General features: G+C 73.4%; 17 protein-coding genes. 5 read left to right on the plus strand and 12 right to left on the minus strand.

Annotated features, from left to right (window positions below):
- Positions 1-3: 3 nt before the first annotated feature.
- From ACYVP9_RS08215 to rimO, 5 genes are all read right to left on the minus strand, one after another.
- Positions 4-510 carry a hypothetical protein gene (locus ACYVP9_RS08215; protein ID WP_460604201.1) on the minus strand — a complete coding sequence of 169 codons (507 nt, stop codon included), beginning with the start codon at positions 508-510 and terminating at the stop codon, positions 4-6.
- Between the two features lie 7 nt (positions 511-517).
- Complete coding sequence (locus ACYVP9_RS08220; RefSeq protein ID WP_460604202.1) at positions 518-1,360, minus strand: TetR/AcrR family transcriptional regulator; 843 nt, start codon at positions 1,358-1,360, stop codon at positions 518-520.
- A 231-nt stretch (positions 1,361-1,591) separates the two neighbouring features.
- Positions 1,592-1,951, minus strand: coding sequence for a helix-turn-helix domain-containing protein (locus tag ACYVP9_RS08225; RefSeq protein ID WP_460604203.1), 360 nt, complete (start codon positions 1,949-1,951; stop codon positions 1,592-1,594).
- 155 nt (positions 1,952-2,106) lie between these two features.
- Positions 2,107-2,769 carry a CDP-diacylglycerol--glycerol-3-phosphate 3-phosphatidyltransferase gene (gene pgsA, locus ACYVP9_RS08230; protein WP_460604332.1) on the minus strand — a complete coding sequence of 221 codons (663 nt, stop codon included), beginning with the start codon at positions 2,767-2,769 and terminating at the stop codon, positions 2,107-2,109.
- Between the two features lie 113 nt (positions 2,770-2,882).
- The gene (rimO, locus tag ACYVP9_RS08235) at positions 2,883-4,301 is read right to left on the minus strand and encodes a 30S ribosomal protein S12 methylthiotransferase RimO (protein ID WP_460604333.1); all 1,419 of its coding nucleotides are present in this window, start codon (positions 4,299-4,301) and stop codon (positions 2,883-2,885) included.
- Positions 4,302-4,392: 91 nt separating this feature from the next.
- Here rimO and ACYVP9_RS08240 point away from each other — a divergent pair, with 91 nt between their 5' ends.
- Together ACYVP9_RS08240 and ACYVP9_RS08245 are read left to right on the plus strand one after the other, a co-directional pair.
- Positions 4,393-4,908: an amino-acid N-acetyltransferase gene (locus tag ACYVP9_RS08240; RefSeq protein WP_460604334.1), complete on the plus strand. Its 516-nt coding sequence runs from the start codon at positions 4,393-4,395 to the stop codon at positions 4,906-4,908.
- An 88-nt stretch (positions 4,909-4,996) separates the two neighbouring features.
- Positions 4,997-5,164, plus strand: a complete 168-nt coding sequence (locus tag ACYVP9_RS08245; RefSeq protein ID WP_460604204.1) for a hypothetical protein — start codon at positions 4,997-4,999, stop codon at positions 5,162-5,164.
- Between the two features lie 92 nt (positions 5,165-5,256).
- On the opposite strand, the gene ACYVP9_RS08250 is transcribed toward ACYVP9_RS08245, so the two are convergent.
- From ACYVP9_RS08250 to ACYVP9_RS08265, 4 genes are all read right to left on the minus strand, one after another.
- The gene (locus ACYVP9_RS08250) at positions 5,257-7,620 is read right to left on the minus strand and encodes an FtsK/SpoIIIE family DNA translocase (RefSeq protein WP_460604335.1); all 2,364 of its coding nucleotides are present in this window, start codon (positions 7,618-7,620) and stop codon (positions 5,257-5,259) included.
- Positions 7,621-8,031: 411 nt separating this feature from the next.
- Positions 8,032-8,916, minus strand: a complete 885-nt coding sequence (dapA, locus tag ACYVP9_RS08255) for a 4-hydroxy-tetrahydrodipicolinate synthase family protein (RefSeq protein ID WP_460604205.1) — start codon at positions 8,914-8,916, stop codon at positions 8,032-8,034.
- Positions 8,917-8,946: 30 nt separating this feature from the next.
- A complete protein-coding gene (gene thyX / locus ACYVP9_RS08260; RefSeq protein ID WP_460604206.1) occupies positions 8,947-9,699 on the minus strand; it encodes an FAD-dependent thymidylate synthase in 753 nt (250 codons plus the stop codon).
- Between the two features lie 37 nt (positions 9,700-9,736).
- Positions 9,737-10,966 (minus strand): winged helix-turn-helix domain-containing protein, encoded by a 1,230-nt coding sequence (locus ACYVP9_RS08265; RefSeq protein ID WP_460604336.1) that lies wholly within the window; start codon positions 10,964-10,966, stop codon positions 9,737-9,739.
- 114 nt (positions 10,967-11,080) lie between these two features.
- On the opposite strand from ACYVP9_RS08265, the gene ACYVP9_RS08270 reads away from it, so the two are divergent.
- Together ACYVP9_RS08270 and ACYVP9_RS08275 are read left to right on the plus strand one after the other, a co-directional pair.
- Positions 11,081-12,331, plus strand: a complete 1,251-nt coding sequence (locus ACYVP9_RS08270; RefSeq protein ID WP_460604207.1) for a hypothetical protein — start codon at positions 11,081-11,083, stop codon at positions 12,329-12,331.
- Positions 12,332-12,341: 10 nt separating this feature from the next.
- Complete coding sequence (locus tag ACYVP9_RS08275) at positions 12,342-12,875, plus strand: GNAT family N-acetyltransferase (protein WP_460604208.1); 534 nt, start codon at positions 12,342-12,344, stop codon at positions 12,873-12,875.
- 103 nt (positions 12,876-12,978) lie between these two features.
- Here the strand turns inward: ACYVP9_RS08275 and ACYVP9_RS08280 are convergent, their stop codons facing one another.
- Complete coding sequence (locus ACYVP9_RS08280) at positions 12,979-13,209, minus strand: hypothetical protein (protein WP_460604209.1); 231 nt, start codon at positions 13,207-13,209, stop codon at positions 12,979-12,981.
- Positions 13,210-13,232: 23 nt separating this feature from the next.
- Here ACYVP9_RS08280 and ACYVP9_RS08285 point away from each other — a divergent pair, with 23 nt between their 5' ends.
- Positions 13,233-13,859: a DUF2461 domain-containing protein gene (locus tag ACYVP9_RS08285; protein WP_460604210.1), complete on the plus strand. Its 627-nt coding sequence runs from the start codon at positions 13,233-13,235 to the stop codon at positions 13,857-13,859.
- A 5-nt stretch (positions 13,860-13,864) separates the two neighbouring features.
- On the opposite strand, the gene ACYVP9_RS08290 is transcribed toward ACYVP9_RS08285, so the two are convergent.
- Together ACYVP9_RS08290 and dapB are read right to left on the minus strand one after the other, a co-directional pair.
- Positions 13,865-14,374, minus strand: a complete 510-nt coding sequence (locus ACYVP9_RS08290) for a mismatch-specific DNA-glycosylase (RefSeq protein ID WP_460604211.1) — start codon at positions 14,372-14,374, stop codon at positions 13,865-13,867.
- Positions 14,374-15,138, minus strand: coding sequence for a 4-hydroxy-tetrahydrodipicolinate reductase (gene dapB, locus ACYVP9_RS08295; protein WP_460604212.1), 765 nt, complete (start codon positions 15,136-15,138; stop codon positions 14,374-14,376). Before dapB ends, ACYVP9_RS08290 begins: the two co-directional genes overlap by 1 nt.
- Positions 15,139-15,158: the final 20 nt, after the last annotated feature.

Here is a 15,158-nt window from a genome sequence, read left to right on the forward strand (position 1 = left end):
CCGTCACCGGCGCCGCTCGCGAGCTGCGGCCGCGGCCCGGGCCATCTCGGCGCGTTCGAACCGTTGCAGCGCGCGCAGCTGAGCGCGGATCTGCTCGTCGAGCACGGCGCGGGAACGGGCCAGCACCTCGCGGGCCTGGGCGGTGTTGTCCCGTGCCTGCGCGAGCAGGGCGTGGATGGGCTCGGCCGCCCCGCCGAGCACCTGCTGGGAGGCGCGCAACGCCTCGACCGTCCGCTCGAGGTCCTCGGCGGACGGGTCGGCGTCGTCGCGGGCGGCTCGGGCGGCTCGGACCGCCGTCGTCTCGCACTCCTCGGCCACGCCGAACGCCGCGGCGAGCGCAGCGAGCTGCTCGGTGCAGATGCGAGTGACCTCGGCCTGGGACACGAACGCCCGTCCGGCGGCCTCGGCGGCGGCGCTGCGCTGCTGCTCGAGGCGGGCGACGGCAGCCCGCAACCCGTCGAGCACGACGGCCGGGTCGGCCGGGTCGGCCGCGCGGCGACGGCGGAACACGCCGGTCTCAGGCGGTGCGGGCGCCGTCCACCGACGCCGTCGGCGCCCCCGGTGCGCCCGACGCCGCGAGCGGTTGCGCAGCAGATGCAGCCGCCGATTCCGTGGCCGCGTCGACAGCCACGGTCGACACCGGGAGCCCGGCGACGAGCACGGCGACGTCGTCGGCGATGGTGGCCGGCGCAGCGGGGCTGAGCAGGAACGAGGCGAGCCATCGCAGCACGGTGTCGGTGCCGGTACGACCCGACCCCGCCAGCACCTGCGCGACACCGGTGCGGGCCAGCTGCCAGGCCGGCGCGTCCTCGTCGATGCGGGCCAACGCCGCGAGAGCGGCGGGCTCGACGGCGGCCAGGCCCCGCAGCGTCTCGTTGCGCGAGATCGCGAGCGCGGTCGCGGCCAGCGCGGTGTCGAGCGGCTCGTCGGCGTGCGCGTCGACGAGATGCTGCACCTGGTCGAGCACGAGCGCGGCGAGCACGGCGTCGCGGGTGCGGAAGTGGTTGTAGAGCGTTGCCTTGGCGACGCCGGCCGCCGTGGCGACCTGGGCCATGGCGATGCGCGTGCCGCTCGTGGCCACGGCCCGCGCGGCGCCCGACAGCAGGGCTGCCCGGGTGCGGCTCATCGCATTACCGGCGCGGGTGCGGGTGCCGGTGACCCGCACCGGAGCCGCGGAGGCCACCGCCGGGACGGGGGCGGCCACCGCCGGGACCGGGGCGGCAGCCGGGCGTGCGACCGGCGCCGGTCGCGCGGGAGGCACCGCGGGCACCGCGGGCGCGCGGTGCTCGGCCTGGGCCGGGGCGTCGTCCGTGGTCGGGCGGAACAACGTGTCGAACAACGGATTCGCCGATGCACCCATGCGTGGCCTCCTGCCGTCGGAACCGACCGAGAAGCGAGGGCCGCCGTGCTGCCCGGGCGGATCCAGCTGCGGGCTGGGGCCGTCCTCGGCGGTGCTCGCGGCGGACGCTACCTCTCCCCGACGTCCCGTCCGGCAGGACGGACGGCGGGTCGCTCGATCTGAAACCGATGTGACTGATGTGACGGACGGGACGCTAACAGGACCGTCCGACAGCGTTGCGGGACCGGCGCGTCAGGCGGCGACGGTGGGCAGCGAGCGCACCTGGGCGCTCGCGCCGCCCGCCGCCGGGGCGACCGCCGGGGACGGCTGGCCGTGACCGGCGGGGATGTGCGCGACGCGGCCGGCGAGGGCCAGCTTCTCCTCGCGGCGCAGCGAGTCGCTCACCTCGGCGAACAGCTCGGACAGCTCGACGTCGAGCGCGCCGCAGATCGCGGCGAGCAACTCGGACGACGGCTCCTTCTGGCCCCGCTCGACCTCGGACAGGTACCCGAGGCTCACCCGCGCCGAGGACGAGACCTCGCGCAGGGTGCGGCGCTGCCGCAGCCGCAGGGCACGGAGGGTGTCGCCGACGACTTGTCGCAGTACGGGCACGGGACCCCCTCGGGACGGATGCGGGACCGACCGGGCGTCGATCGCTGTCTGACGGTCACGCTACTCGGAGCACCGACAGCCTGTCGGGTGTCGGCGACGGCGTCCGCTCTCGGCGAACACGCCTGGTGCAGGGCCGGTACGGGGCCGTCAGGGCGTCAACGGACGGCGGCCGCGAGGGATTCCCGGCGCAGCCGGACGGCGCGCGCGACGTAGTCGACGCCGGTCGCCACGGCCACGACGAGGGCGGCGATCATGACGACCCACGCGATCGGGTGCAGCCAGCCCCAGGACGGCAGCACGAACAGGCCGATGGCGACGCTCTGCAACAGCGTCTTCAGCTTGCCGCCGCGGCTGGCCGGGATGACGCCGTGCCGGATCACCCAGAACCGCAGGACGGTGACCCCGACCTCGCGGACGAGGACGACCACGGTGACCCACCACGGCAGCTCGTGCAGCAGCGACAACCCGATGAGCGCCGCCCCGACCAGCGCCTTGTCGGCGATGGGGTCGGCGAGCTTGCCGAACTCGGTGACGAGACCCCGCTTGCGGGCGATGTCGCCGTCGACGGTGTCGGTGATGCAGGCCAGGGCGAAGACCGCCCACGCGACGATGCGCCAGGTGGTGTCGTCGCCGCCCTGGGCGAAGAGCGTCCAGACGAAGACGGGGACGAGGAGCAGTCGCAGCACGGTGAGGGCGTTGGCGATGTTCCAGGCCGACGCCGGGCTCGGCGGATCGCCGATCGGGTCGTCGGTGAGCGGTGCGCGGCGCTCGGCGGCGGCGCTGAGCTGCTCGGCGGCGTTGGCGGCGGCGTGCGCCATCGCCGACCGCTCCTCGGAGCGGGCGGCCGCGACGCGCGTCGGCGGCACCGGACGTCCGGTCGATGGTCCGGCGGACGGCGAGACCCCGCCGGGAGGCGAGGTGCGCTCGCCGCTCACCACGGCGTCCCCGCGACCTCCGCGACGAGGTCGGTGCCCTCGCTGTCGACCACGAAGGCGGGGACGATCTGCCCGCGCGACACCTCGACGTCGCCGCTGGACTCCCCCGCGACGAGCAGCACGTGCCCGTCGACCTCGGGTCCCTGGTGGGCGGCCCGGCCGATGACGCCGTCCTCGGACAGCTCCTCGACCAGGACCTCGACGCGGGTGCCGACGCGCTCCTCGGCGCGCTGGGACACCAACTCGTCGGCCAGCGACTGGATGCGCTCCTTGCGGGCGGCGATCTCGTCGGCGTCGAGCTTGCCGTCGAAACCGACCGCCTCGGTGCCCTCCTCGTCCGAGTAGCCGAAGACGCCGATGGCGTCGAGGCGTGCCTCGTTGAGGAAGTGCTCGAGCTCGGCCACGTCGTCCTCGGTCTCGCCGGGGAAGCCGACGATGACGTTGCTGCGCGCACCGAGGTCGGGCGTGATCTCGCGGGCGCGGTGCAGCAGGTCGAGGAACGACTCGGTGCCGCCGAAGCGCTTCATGCGCCGCAGCACCGGCGTGCTCGCGTGTTGGAAGGACAGGTCGAAGTACGGCGCGACGCCGGAGGTGTCGGCGATGACGCGCAGCAGGTCGGGTCGCAGCTCGGCCGGCTGCAGGTAGGCGACCCGGACGCGCTCGATGCCGTCTATGGCGCCGAGGTCGGGCAGCAGGGCCTCGAGGGCGCGCAGGTCGCCGAGGTCCTTGCCGTAGGACGTCGAGTTCTCGCTGACGAGCACCAGCTCGCGGACGCCGGTGCCCGCGAGCCACGCCGCCTCGGACAGGACGTCGACGGGCTTGCGGCTGACGAACGAGCCGCGGAACGACGGGATCGCGCAGAAGGTGCAGCGGCGGTCGCAGCCGGACGCGAGCTTGACGTAGGCGACCGGGGCGTCGTCGAGGCGGACCCGGCTCTCGGGCAGCCAGTCGTGACCGGGGACGGCGACCTGGGCGGCCGCGGCGGGACGCTGCACCGGCGTCACCGGCAGCAGGGTGCGGCGGTCGCGCGGGCGGTGCGAGGCGACCGGCCGTCCGGCGGCGATGTCGTCGAGGCGGGTGGCGATGTCGGCGTAGGAGTCGAAACCGAGGACGGCGTCCGCCTCGGGCAACGACTCGGCGAGCTGGTCGCCGTAGCGCTCGGCGAGACACCCGACCGCGACGACCTTGCGGTCGCCGTCCATGTGCAGGAACAGCTCGTCGATGGAGTCCTTCTTGGCCGACTCGATGAAGCCGCACGTGTTGACGACGACGACCTCGGCGGCGTCGGCGTCCTCGGTCAGCTGCCACCCGCCGGCGGCGAGCCGTCCGGCGAGTTCCTCGGAGTCGACCTCGTTGCGTGCACACCCGAGGGTGCGCACCGCAACGCTGCGACGGGCCGACGACACGCAGGCCAGGTTACCTGCGCGCGGGCGTGGCGGATGCCACGAGCGTGCGGCGAGCGTCCCCGGCTACGGTCGGAGCGTGCCCGAGGACGACCCCGACCCCATGACGGCGGGCGTCACCGTCCGCCGGGCGCGCACCGCGGACGTCCCGGCGATGAAGGCGCTCGTCGACATCTACGCCGGGTCCGGACGGCGGCTGCTGGCCAAGGAACTCGTCAGCCTCTACGAGGACGTGCAGGAGTTCCTGGTCGCCGAGTACGCCGGCGAGGTCGTCGGCTGCGGCGCCCTGCACGTGCTGTGGGCCGATCTGGGTGAGATCCGCACCCTGGCGGTGCACCCCGACCACCGGCAACGGCGCATCGGCCGGCAACTGCTGAACGGCCTGGTCGAGGTGGCGAGCGATCTCGGGCTGTCGCGGTTGTTCGCCCTGACGTTCCACACCCGGTTCTTCGCCCACGCCGGCTTCGTCGAGATCGAACAGGCCCGGGTGGTCGACATGGACACCTACGACGCGCTGCGCCGGTCCTACGACCCGGGCGTCGCGGAGTTCCTCGGCCTCGAGTACGTGAAGCCGAACACCCTGGGCAACACCCGCATGCTGCTGCAGCTCGACGCGTGACGGCCCGCTGCGACACGCCCGGGGCGTGGTCTCACCAGTCACAGCCGTCACAGGCACTAGCGTCCGTCCCGAAGGGGAGGTGATCGCGATGGCGACACTCGATCGGGTCGACCCGCGCTACACGGCGTGGACGCCCACCGCGGCCGGCATCGCGACCGAGGAGGACGAGGAGTACGTCGGCCGTCACCGGCGTCCCGTCGGCGCGCGCCGGCTCTCGCTCACCGCCCTGTTCTACAGCGCCAAGCACCGCCGCTGAGCCACGTCCGGCCCGCCGGACGATCCCTACGTGCACGAAGGCCACCTGCCCGACGGGGCAGGTGGCCTTCGGCGTTCCGGCGACGTCCGGGGTCAGGCGTCCCCGCCGGCTCGCGGCAGGTCCGGGTCGGCGACGGCGTCCGGCTCGTCGTCGGACGCGACCAGGTCGGCGGCAGTGCCGCCGTTGCGCAGCGTGTACATCAGGCCGGCCAGCTCGTCGGGCATCACGAGCACGTCGCGCGCCTTCGACCCCTCGGACGGGCCGACGATCTCGCGCGACTCCATCAGGTCCATCAGCCGGCCCGCCTTGGCGAAGCCCACCCGCAGCTTGCGCTGCAGCATCGACGTCGAGCCGAACTGCGTCGACACGACGAGCTCGACCGCCGAGAGGAAGAGATCGAGATCGTCACCGATCTCCTCGTCGATCTCCTTCTTCGGCGCCTGCGGCGCGGTGACGTCCTCGCGGTAGGTCGGCTGCAGCTGGGTCTTGCAGTGCTCGACGATCGAGTTGATCTCCGCGTCGGTGACGAACGCTCCCTGCATGCGGGCGGGCTTCGACGCACCCATCGGCAGGAACAGCGCGTCACCCTTGCCGAGCAGCTTCTCGGCGCCGGGCTGGTCGAGGATGACCCGGCTGTCGGCCAGCGACGACGTCTTGAAACCGAGTCGCGAGGGCACATTCGCCTTGATCAGACCGGTGACGACGTCGACGGACGGGCGCTGGGTGGCGATGACGAGGTGGATGCCGGCGGCCCGCGCCAGCTGGGTGATGCGGACGACCGAGTCCTCGACGTCCCGGGGCGCGACCATCATCAGGTCGGCGAGCTCGTCGACGATCACGAGCAGGTACGGGTACGCCTGGTAGACGCGCTCCGATCCGGGCGGGGCCTTCAGCTCGCCGGAGTGCACCTTGCGGTTGAAGTCGTCGATGTGGCGGACGCCCGAGGTCTCCATGTCCTCGTAGCGCATGTCCATCTCGCGCACGACCCACTGCAGCGCGTCGGCTGCCTTCTTGGCGTTCGTGATGACCGGGGTGACCAGGTGCGGGATGCCCTGGTAGGCCGCGAACTCGACGCGCTTGGGGTCGATGAGCACCATGCGTACCTGATCGGGTGTCGCGCGGGTGAGCACCGACAGGATCAGCGTGTTGATGCAGCTCGACTTGCCCGCACCGGTCGCGCCCGCGACCAGCAGGTGGGGCATCTTGGTGAGGTTCGCGACGACGAAGCCGCCCTCGACGTCCTTGCCGAGGGCCACGAGCATCGGGTGCTGGTCGCGCTGGGCGACGTTCGAGCGCAGCACGTCACCGATCATCACGACCTCGGGGTCGGCGTTCGGGATCTCGACGCCGACGGCGCTCTTGCCCGGGATGGGGCTGAGAATGCGCACTTCCGCGCTTTTCACCGCGTACGCGATGTTGCGGGTCAGGTTCGTGATGCGCTCGACCTTCACGCCCGGGCCGAGGGTGACCTCGTAGCGGGTGACGGTGGGGCCGCGGTTGAAGCCGGTGACGGCGCAGTCGACGTCGAACTCGGCGAACACCTGCTGCAGGGCGGCGATGACCTCGTCGTTGGCCTTGGTGTGCTCGAGATGCGGGCTGCCCTGGGCGAGCGACGTGAGCGAGGGCAGGGTGTAGAGCCCGGCACCACCCGCCAGCTCGAGCTGCACCGGACGGTCGATGGGCGGCAGCTCGGGCTCGGCAGCCGCGGGCGTGCGCGGCTTGCGCGGCTTGCGCACCTCGCTGGCCGGCGTGACCGGTTCCGACAGGTCGACGACGGGGATGTCCTCGGTGGCGGCCTCGGGCGCGGCCTGCGCGACGAGGCGGCGCCGTCGGCGGGGTGCGGCGGGCACCTCGTCCTCGTCCGCCGGGTGGGCGGGGAGCTCGTCCGCAGCGTCCGTCGCGTCGGACGGGTCGTCGCGCAGGCCCACGAGCCGGGCGACGTAGTCGACGAGCACCGTGATCGGGGTCGCGGTGACGACGAGGATGCCGAAGGCACCCACCAGGGCCAGCAGCGGCACCGCGATCGCGTCGCCGAGGCCGCGCGCCAGGGACGCGCCGGTCAGCGTGCCCAGCAGCCCGCCGGCGTGCTCCCGGCCGGCGGTGTCGCCGGGGCTGGCGGACCACACGTCGAACAGGCCGACGACCGCCAGCGCGATGGCCAGACCCCCGACGAGGACCCGGCCCCGCGTCTCGGGGGCGGGTGACTGTCGCAGCATGTGCACGCCGGCCACGGCGAGCACGACCGGCACCAGCAGCGCGGCGTTGCCGACGAGCACCCGCACAGCGGCCTCGAGCACCCGTCCGACGGGGCCCGCCGCCTGGACCCAGACCGCGACCGCCATCACCAGCGCCAGGGCGAGCACGCCGAGTGCGGCACCGTCGCGGCGGTGCTCGGCCGGCAGCTCACGGGCCGTGGCGGCGTTGCGCCCCGCCGCGCGGGCCAGGCCGCCGATCATGAGGGCCAGAGCGCGCCACACCGCGGCGAGGGCCTTGCCGGCGCCGACGAAGGGCACGGCGAGCGGCGAGCGGGCCGCGGCCGTCCGGGCAGGGGTCTTGCGGGCCGCTGTCTTGCGCGACGGGCTCTTTCGGGACGCCGACTTCCGCGCGGGGCTCTTGCGGGCGGTCGGTGCCCCGGAGCGGGACGTGGTCGTCTTCCGGGCGGCGCGCTTGCGGGCCGGCGCGGGCACCGGAGGCAGGTCCTCACCCCAGCTGTCGGTGGCGGCCGTCCCCTGGTCGCGGGGCAGGTCGTCCCAGCCGGTGTCGGCGTCGGAGCGCGTGTCGGTAGAACTGTCCACGCTCCCGAACCTAACCGTCAGGTAGAGGGTTGCCGTGGAGAAACGCCCGGCGGTGGCCGGGTGCGTCCGCGATCAGAGCAGGCCGGCGGCGGCGAGATCCTCGCGCAGGTGGCTGATGTCGTGGTCGGTCGCGTCGACGAGCGGCAGCCGGACCGGACCGACGTCGATGCCGCGCAATCGCAGGCCCGCCTTCACCAGCACGGTGCCCGGCAGCTTGAAGATGCCGGTGTAGATGGGCAGCAGCTGCCGGTGCAGCCGCAGCGCCTCGGCGGTGTCGCCGCGTTCGAATGCCTCGATGAGCGCCTTCGTCTCGCGGGCGCAGAAGTGGGTGGAGGTGCCGACGACGCCGACCGCGCCGACGGACAGCCACGGCAGCAGGCCGGCGTCCTCGCCGCAGTAGTAGGCGAGGCCGGTCTCGGCGATCACCCGCGACGTCGACACCACGTTGTTCTTGGCGTCCTTGACGGCCACGATGCGGTCGTGCGCGGCGAGCTCGACGAGCGTGCGCTCCTCGATCGGGACGCCGCTGCGGACGGGGATGTCGTACAGCATCGCGGGCAGGTCGGTGGCGTCGGCGACGGCACGGAAGTGCTGCAGCAACCCCGCCTGGGTGGGGCGTGAGTAGTACGGCGTGACGACGAGCAGGCCGTGGGCGCCTGCCTTCGCGGCTGCCTCGGCGAGGTGGATCGTGTGCACCGTGTCGAAGGTGCCGACCCCCGCGACGACGTGGGCGCGGTCGCCGACGGCTTCGAGCACCACCTGCAGCAGGTCGGACTTCTCGGCGTCGGTGGTCGTGGGCGACTCGCCGCCGGTGCCGCTGATGACCAGTCCGTCGTTGCCCTGCTCGTCGACGAGCCAGGTGGCGAGCTCGGCCGCCTGCTTCAGGTCGACGCTGCCCGTCACGTCGAACGGCGTGACCATGGCCGTGAGCACACGGCCGAAGGGGCGGGACGTCATCTCGTCAGCTTATCGCCGGGTCGCGAGCGCTCAGCCCTCGCTGACCATCGGGCTCGACGCGACCTCGGTGCCGTCGGGCAGTGCCGTGATCTCGAAGTCGGCGAACGCGTTGCTGGCGATGCGCTGCAGCTCGCGCAGGCAGGCCACGGCCAGCTCGCGGATCTCGACGTCGGCGTGCTCGGAGGCGCGCATCGCGACGAAGTGCCGCCAGGCGCGGTAGTTGCCGGTGACGACGATGCGGGTCTCGGTGGCGTTGGGCAGCAGCGCCCGCGCGGCCTGCCGGGCCTGCTTGCGCCGCAGCGTCGCGTGCTCGACGTCGGCGAACTTCTTCTCCAGGCCCTCGAGCAGCTCGGTGTAGGCGGCGACCGCGGCGTCGGAGGCGGCCACGAACTTCGCGTGCAGCTCGGGGTCGTCGGCGATGACCCCGGGTTCGACCATCGCGGCGTCCTTCTCCGGGACGTAGCGCTGGGACAGCTGCGAGTAGCTGAAGTGCCGGTGGCGGATCAGCTCGTGCGTCAGCGAGCGCGAGATGCCCGAGAGGTAGAAGCTCACCGACCCGTGCTCGAGCACCGACAGGTGCCCGACCTCGAGGATGTGCTGCAGGTAGCCCGCGTTGGTGGCGGTGCGGGGGTTCGGCTTGCTCCACGACTGGTAGCAGGCACGGCCGGCGAACTCGGCCAGCGCCTCCCCGCCCTCGGCGTCGGTCTCCCACGGCACGTCGGCCGGCGCCTCGAAGTGCGTCCAGGCGATGGCCTGGACCTTGAGCGGGACGATGGCGGGCATACGGCGATCTCCGAACTGGCGTGGGGTGGGCCCGACTCTAACCCGGAGCGGACCCCGCGCCCCCACCCGCCACGCACTCGGCGAGCGGCCCGGCGAGGTCGCCGCGCGGCACGACCTCGACGGCGGCCAGGCCCAGCCACGACGCGGTGCTCGCGAGCTCGGCGGCCAGTTCGGGGGCGACGTGGGCGGGGTCGTGACCGGGTTCGATCCACGCCGCCTGCACCCGCAGCACGCCCGCCTGCCGGTCGGACTTCAGGTCGACCCGGCCGACCAGCTGCTCGCCCAGCAGGAACGGCAGCACGTAGTAGCCGTACCGCCGCTCGGCCTCCTTCGTGTAGATCTCGATGCGGTAGTGGAAGCCGAACAGGCGTTCCGTCCGCTCGCGGAACCAGACCAGCGAGTCGAACGGGGACAGCAGCGCGCGGGCCGAGACGCGCCGGGGCCGCTTGGCCTCGCGCCAGAGGTAGGCCGGACGGGACCACCCGTCGACCTCGACCGGCAGCAGCTCCCCCGTGCCGACGAGGTCGGCGACCGCCGCCTTGGTGTCGGCCTGCAGCAGCCGGAAGTAGTCGGCGAGGTCGGCGATCGTCGCGACCCCCTGCGCGCGGGCGGCCAGCCGCACCAGCTCGCGCTGGGCGTCGGCCACCGCGGGCGTCGGCGTGCCCACCACCTCGGGCGGCAGCACCCGCTCGGTGAGGTCGTACCAGCGCTCGAAGTTCACCCGCTTCGCCGTGGTGATCTCGCCGGCGTAGAAGAGGTACTCGAGCGCGGTCTTGCCGTCGGACCAGTTCCACATGTGGCCCGGCCGCGGGGCCGGACGCGGGATCTCGGTGTCGCCCGCGACGACGGGACCGTTCTCGGCCACCAGCCGGCGGACGTCGTCCATCAGCTGCGGGTTCTCGGCGGCGATGCGGCGGATGTGCGGCCACGGCTCGGTGTGCGCGCGGTCCATGCGCCAGCGCAGCAGCGGGTGCAGCCCGACCGGGATGAGCGACGCGGCGTGGGCCCAGTACTCGAACATCTCGGGACGCCGCGGCGTGCGCTCGTAGCCGGTGATGCGGTCGAGCAGGGCGTGCGGGTAGGGGCCGAGCCGCGCGAACACCGGCAGGTAGTGGCTGCGGGAGAACACGTTCACCGAGTCGATCTGCAGCAGCACGACCCGCTCGAGCACCCGGCGCACGTGGCGTGCGTCGACCCGGCCGGACGGCCGCGGGTCGGCGAAACCCTGCGCGGCCAGGGCGATGCGGCGCGCCTGTTCGGCACTCATCCTCACGGGCCGGACGCTACGGAGCCCCACCGACAGCGACGCCCGACGGGGGCGGGGACCCGTCCCCACCGTTCCGGCGCGCACGCACGGCCCGACCTTCCTAAGGTGTGGATCATGAGCCAGCCGCCCCGTCCGCCCGAGCACGGCAACCCGGACGACGCCCAGGGACCGCAGTACCCCCAGTACGGCCAGCAGTACGGCCAGCACCCTCAGTACGGCCAGCCCTATGACCAGCCCTATGGCCAGCCGTACGGCGAGCAGTACGGGCACCCCCACGGGGAGCCGTTCGGCCCGCCCCCGGGTCAGGCGGCACCGGGTCTGCGCCTGCAGCTGGGAGCGCGCACGCGCGTCCGCCCCGAACCGCGGTTCGGGGTGTCGCTGGCCGGAGCGGGCGCGGCGCTGGTCATCGCCGGCGGCCTGGTCTGGTCGATCGGGTACCTGATCGAGGGGTTGTTCCGCGGCTTCGGCGATGGGTCGCCGGACGGTCCCGACACGAGCCGTCGCTTCCTGGGCTTCGCGGTGTTCGGCGTGCTGCTGCTCGCGGGATACGCCCTCGCCGTCGCCCGCCGCGACGGTCCGCTCGCGACGGCGGGCGCCGTGCTCGGCGCGTTCTCGCTGCCGCTGGCGCTGCTGTTCGTCACCGTGAGCGCGTCGAGCACGCCGTTCAACGTGGACGCGGTGTACCTCGTCTCGATCCTCGGCTGGCTGGCCTCGTACCTGCTCGTCCGCGGGATGCGCGGCCGGACGTTCCTGCTCGGCCTCGTCGCCCTCGGCGTCCCCGGCTACATCGGCTTCAAGGTCGCCGGTGACGACGTCACCCGGTCCGCGCTCGGGTCCGTGTCGGGCGGGCCGATCGACACCCCGGACACGTCCGCGCCCGGGTACGTGGCCCTGGTGTTCGGGCTGCTGTACGTGGCGGTCGCCTTCGCGGCCGAGCGCAAGGGCCGTCCCGGTGTCGCCACCGCGTTCGTCGTCGCCGCCCTGCTGCTGCTGCTCTCCGGCGTCTCGGGTCTTGCCGACGAGTTCGGCGCGACGGGCACCGGGGTGCTGCTCCTGGCGCTCGGGCTGGTGCTGGCCCGCTACGGCGCCTGGGCGGGCCGGCGGGTGACCACCTGGACCGGCGCGCTCGCGCTCGTGGCCGGCGTGGTCGTCATCGTGGCCGACGCGGCCTCCGACAGCTATGTGGCCGGCGGCGTCACGCTCATGCTGGTCGGCGCGGCGGTCGTCGTCCTGGCGGCGGCGGCAGGTCACACGCTGCGTGAGGCGCCGGACCTGCCCGAGGACCTCGACCACTCACCCGGCTCCCCGGGCCCCGACGGGTGGGGTCACGACCACGCCGCGTCCGGGGGCGTACCGCAGCCGTAGTGTCGAGCGGGTGGCAGATGTCAGCGTGCGTCCCGCCGTCCCCGACGACGCGGCCGAGATCGGGCGCATCCAGGTCGACACCTGGCGCACCGCGTACACCCGGGTCGTGCCGTCCGCCGTGCTCGACCAGCTCGACCACGGGACGGCCGCGCAGGCATGGGGGGCGGCGATCGCCACTCCCCCGTCCGCCCGTCACCACGTGCTCGTCGCGATGGAGCAGGACTGGCGGGTCGGCTTCGCCGCGTTCGGCCCGCCCGACGACCCCGACGACGGTGGGCAGGCCGACACGGCCGCCGTCGCGGTGCTGCTCGTCGAATCCCGGTGGGGCCGCCGCGGTCACGGTTCACGCCTGCTCGCCGCCGTCGTCGACACCGCCCGCGCCGAGGGCGTGACCCGGCTCGTCATGTGGATCCCCGAGGGCGACACCGCCACCCTGCCGTTCCTCGAGTCGGCCGGATGGGCACCCGACGGGGTCGTCCGTGCCCTGGACACCGGCGACGGCGAGTTGCGCGAACTGCGCCTGCACACCGAACTGGGGTCGTGACCGACCTGCCCGACCGCGGCTGCCCTCACCGCGTGGGTCGCCGGCCACCTGCGCCGCGCGCGGATTCGAGGACGAAGCGCCGTCGCGTCGGCCGGCTTGCGATTCAGCCGGCGGACGCCGCGATGACGCGGCCGTCCTGCGTGGTGGCCGTGATGCGCCCGAAGCCGAAGTCGGCCGTGACCGGCGTGCCCGCCTCGGCGAAGCGCACCCACAGCTCGTCGTGGCGGGCGACCTCGGCGCGCGCGGCCTCGACGTCGAGGCCGATCAGCGTGGCCGCGACCTGCTCGGCACGGCGGGCACGGTCCTGCAACGGGTCGGCGTCGTGGTCGGACATGCGCCCAGCCTAGGCTCGTTCGCATGGCGTTCGCAGGCATCCCGGCGGCCGCGCTGGACTTCTACGAGGACCTCGAGAACGACAACAGCAAGGGGTTCTGGACGGCGCACAAACACGTCTACGACGAGGCGGTGAAGGCGCCGCTGACCGAACTGGCGACCGAACTCGCGGCGCAGTGGGGCGAGTACAAGATGTTCCGGCCCTACCGGGACGTCCGCTTCAGCAAGGACAAGACGCCGTACAAGACCCACCAGGGCATCTGGTTCGGCGAGACGTCGGTGTACCTGCAGGTGTCGGCCGCGGGGCTGTTCCTCGCCGCCGGGTACTGGCAGAGCAGTTCGGCGCAGGTGCAGCGGCTGCGCCGGGCGATCGCCGACGACGTCGTCGGGCCCCAGCTGGTCAAGGCCGTGACGAACGCGGTCCGCAAGGGCTGGACGCTCGGTGGCGAGACGCTCACCCGCGTGCCGTCCGGCTACGACAAAGAGCATCCGCGCGCGGAGCTGCTGCGCCACAAGACGCTCACCGTCTCACGGGACGAGCGCTTCCCCGAGTGGCTGCACACCCCCGCCGCCCGCAGCGAGATAGCGAAACTGTGGCGGCAGACCGTGCCCGTCGTCACCTGGCTCGACACCCACGTCGGACGCGACTGACGCGCTCAGCCGACGTGCTCGAGGAAGTCGGCGAGATCCCGCCAGAGGGCGACCCGCAGGGGCAGCGGCATGCCGTTGTTCGCGCCGGACGGGCCGGGCAGGACGAACGCCGGCCGCCCGGCCACCGTCCACGACAGCTCGCCATAGCCCTGCGGCTGCCGCTGCCCGGTGGCGCGCGCGTACGAACCCGCCGCGGTTTTGCTCACGAACGCGATAACTCGCGGACGGGCACGGCGCAGGCGTCGCTCGAACCCGGCGAGGTCCCAGACCGGAGGCTCGCCGGGCACGCGGTGTTCGGTGCGGACGAGATCGGTGAGCCCGATGCCGTGCTCGAGCACCTCGGCGTCCTGCTCGGGCGCCAGCTCGACCGGGACGAGCCCGCTCTCGTGCAGCAGCACCCAGAACTTGTTGCCCGCACCCGCGTAGTAGTGGTCGCGTTCGGCCCGGTGCCAGGCGGCGATCGTCCCCGTCAGCACGACCCGCAGGCCGGGCCGGAGGAGGTCGGAAAGCGGCACTACAGGTCGAGCAGGGCTTCCAGCCCGACGGTGAGCCCGGGCCGGGACGAAACCGAACGCACGCCGAGCAGCACGCCGGGCATGAACGACACCCGGTCGAGCGAGTCGTGGCGGATGGTGAGCGTCTCGCCCTCGCCGCCGAACACGATCTCCTGGTGCGCCACCATGCCGCGCACCCGCAGGGCGTGCACGTGCACGCCGTCGACGGACGCGCCGCGCGCGCCGTCGAGCGACTGGGTGGTGGCGTCGGGCGGGGCGTCGAGCCCCGCGTCGGCCCGCGCGGCCGCGATGATCTCGGCGGTGCGGACGGCGGTGCCACTGGGCGCGTCGACCTTGCCGGGGTGGTGGAGCTCGACGACCTCGGCGGTCTCGTAGAACCGCGCGGCCAGCTGCGCGAACTTCATCGACAGCACGGCCCCGATGCCGAAGTTCGGCGCGACCAGCACCCCGACCTTGTGCTGGGCGTCGTCGAGCCAGCCCTGGACGGTGGCGAGGCGCTCGGCGGTGATGCCGGTCGTCCCGACCACGGCGTGGATGCCCTGGTCGATCGCGAAGCGGATGTTGTCCATGACGACATCGGGGTGGGTGAAGTCGACGAGCACCTGCGCGCCGGCGTCGGCGACGCTGAACAGCCAGTCGCCCGCGTCGACCATGGCGACGAGATCGAGGTCGGACGCGGCGTCGACCGCGCGGCACACCTGCTGGCCCATACGGCCGCGGGCACCGAGGACGCCGATGCGGATCGGCACGGACGGGTCGGTCATGAGAAGGCCCCCTGGTCGCC

The organism is Jatrophihabitans fulvus (genome assembly GCF_054781375.1).

What these genes read in the sequence shown, in the direction of transcription:
- ACYVP9_RS08220 (WP_460604202.1), bottom strand. Translation starts at nt 1,360, where the DNA reads ATGGGTGCATCGGCGAATCCGTTGTTCGACACGTTGTTCCGCCCGACC.
- pgsA (WP_460604332.1), bottom strand. Translation starts at nt 2,769, where the DNA reads ATGGCGCACGCCGCCGCCAACGCCGCCGAGCAGCTCAGCGCCGCCGCC.
- ACYVP9_RS08240 (WP_460604334.1), top strand. Translation starts at nt 4,393, where the DNA reads ATGACGGCGGGCGTCACCGTCCGCCGGGCGCGCACCGCGGACGTCCCG.
- ACYVP9_RS08245 (WP_460604204.1), top strand. Translation starts at nt 4,997, where the DNA reads ATGGCGACACTCGATCGGGTCGACCCGCGCTACACGGCGTGGACGCCC.
- ACYVP9_RS08250 (WP_460604335.1), bottom strand. Translation starts at nt 7,620, where the DNA reads ATGATCGGCGGCCTGGCCCGCGCGGCGGGGCGCAACGCCGCCACGGCC.
- dapA (WP_460604205.1), bottom strand. Translation starts at nt 8,916, where the DNA reads ATGACGTCCCGCCCCTTCGGCCGTGTGCTCACGGCCATGGTCACGCCG.
- thyX (WP_460604206.1), bottom strand. Translation starts at nt 9,699, where the DNA reads ATGCCCGCCATCGTCCCGCTCAAGGTCCAGGCCATCGCCTGGACGCAC.
- ACYVP9_RS08265 (WP_460604336.1), bottom strand. Translation starts at nt 10,966, where the DNA reads ATGAGTGCCGAACAGGCGCGCCGCATCGCCCTGGCCGCGCAGGGTTTC.
- ACYVP9_RS08270 (WP_460604207.1), top strand. Translation starts at nt 11,081, where the DNA reads ATGAGCCAGCCGCCCCGTCCGCCCGAGCACGGCAACCCGGACGACGCC.
- ACYVP9_RS08280 (WP_460604209.1), bottom strand. Translation starts at nt 13,209, where the DNA reads ATGTCCGACCACGACGCCGACCCGTTGCAGGACCGTGCCCGCCGTGCC.
- ACYVP9_RS08285 (WP_460604210.1), top strand. Translation starts at nt 13,233, where the DNA reads ATGGCGTTCGCAGGCATCCCGGCGGCCGCGCTGGACTTCTACGAGGAC.
- dapB (WP_460604212.1), bottom strand. Translation starts at nt 15,138, where the DNA reads ATGACCGACCCGTCCGTGCCGATCCGCATCGGCGTCCTCGGTGCCCGC.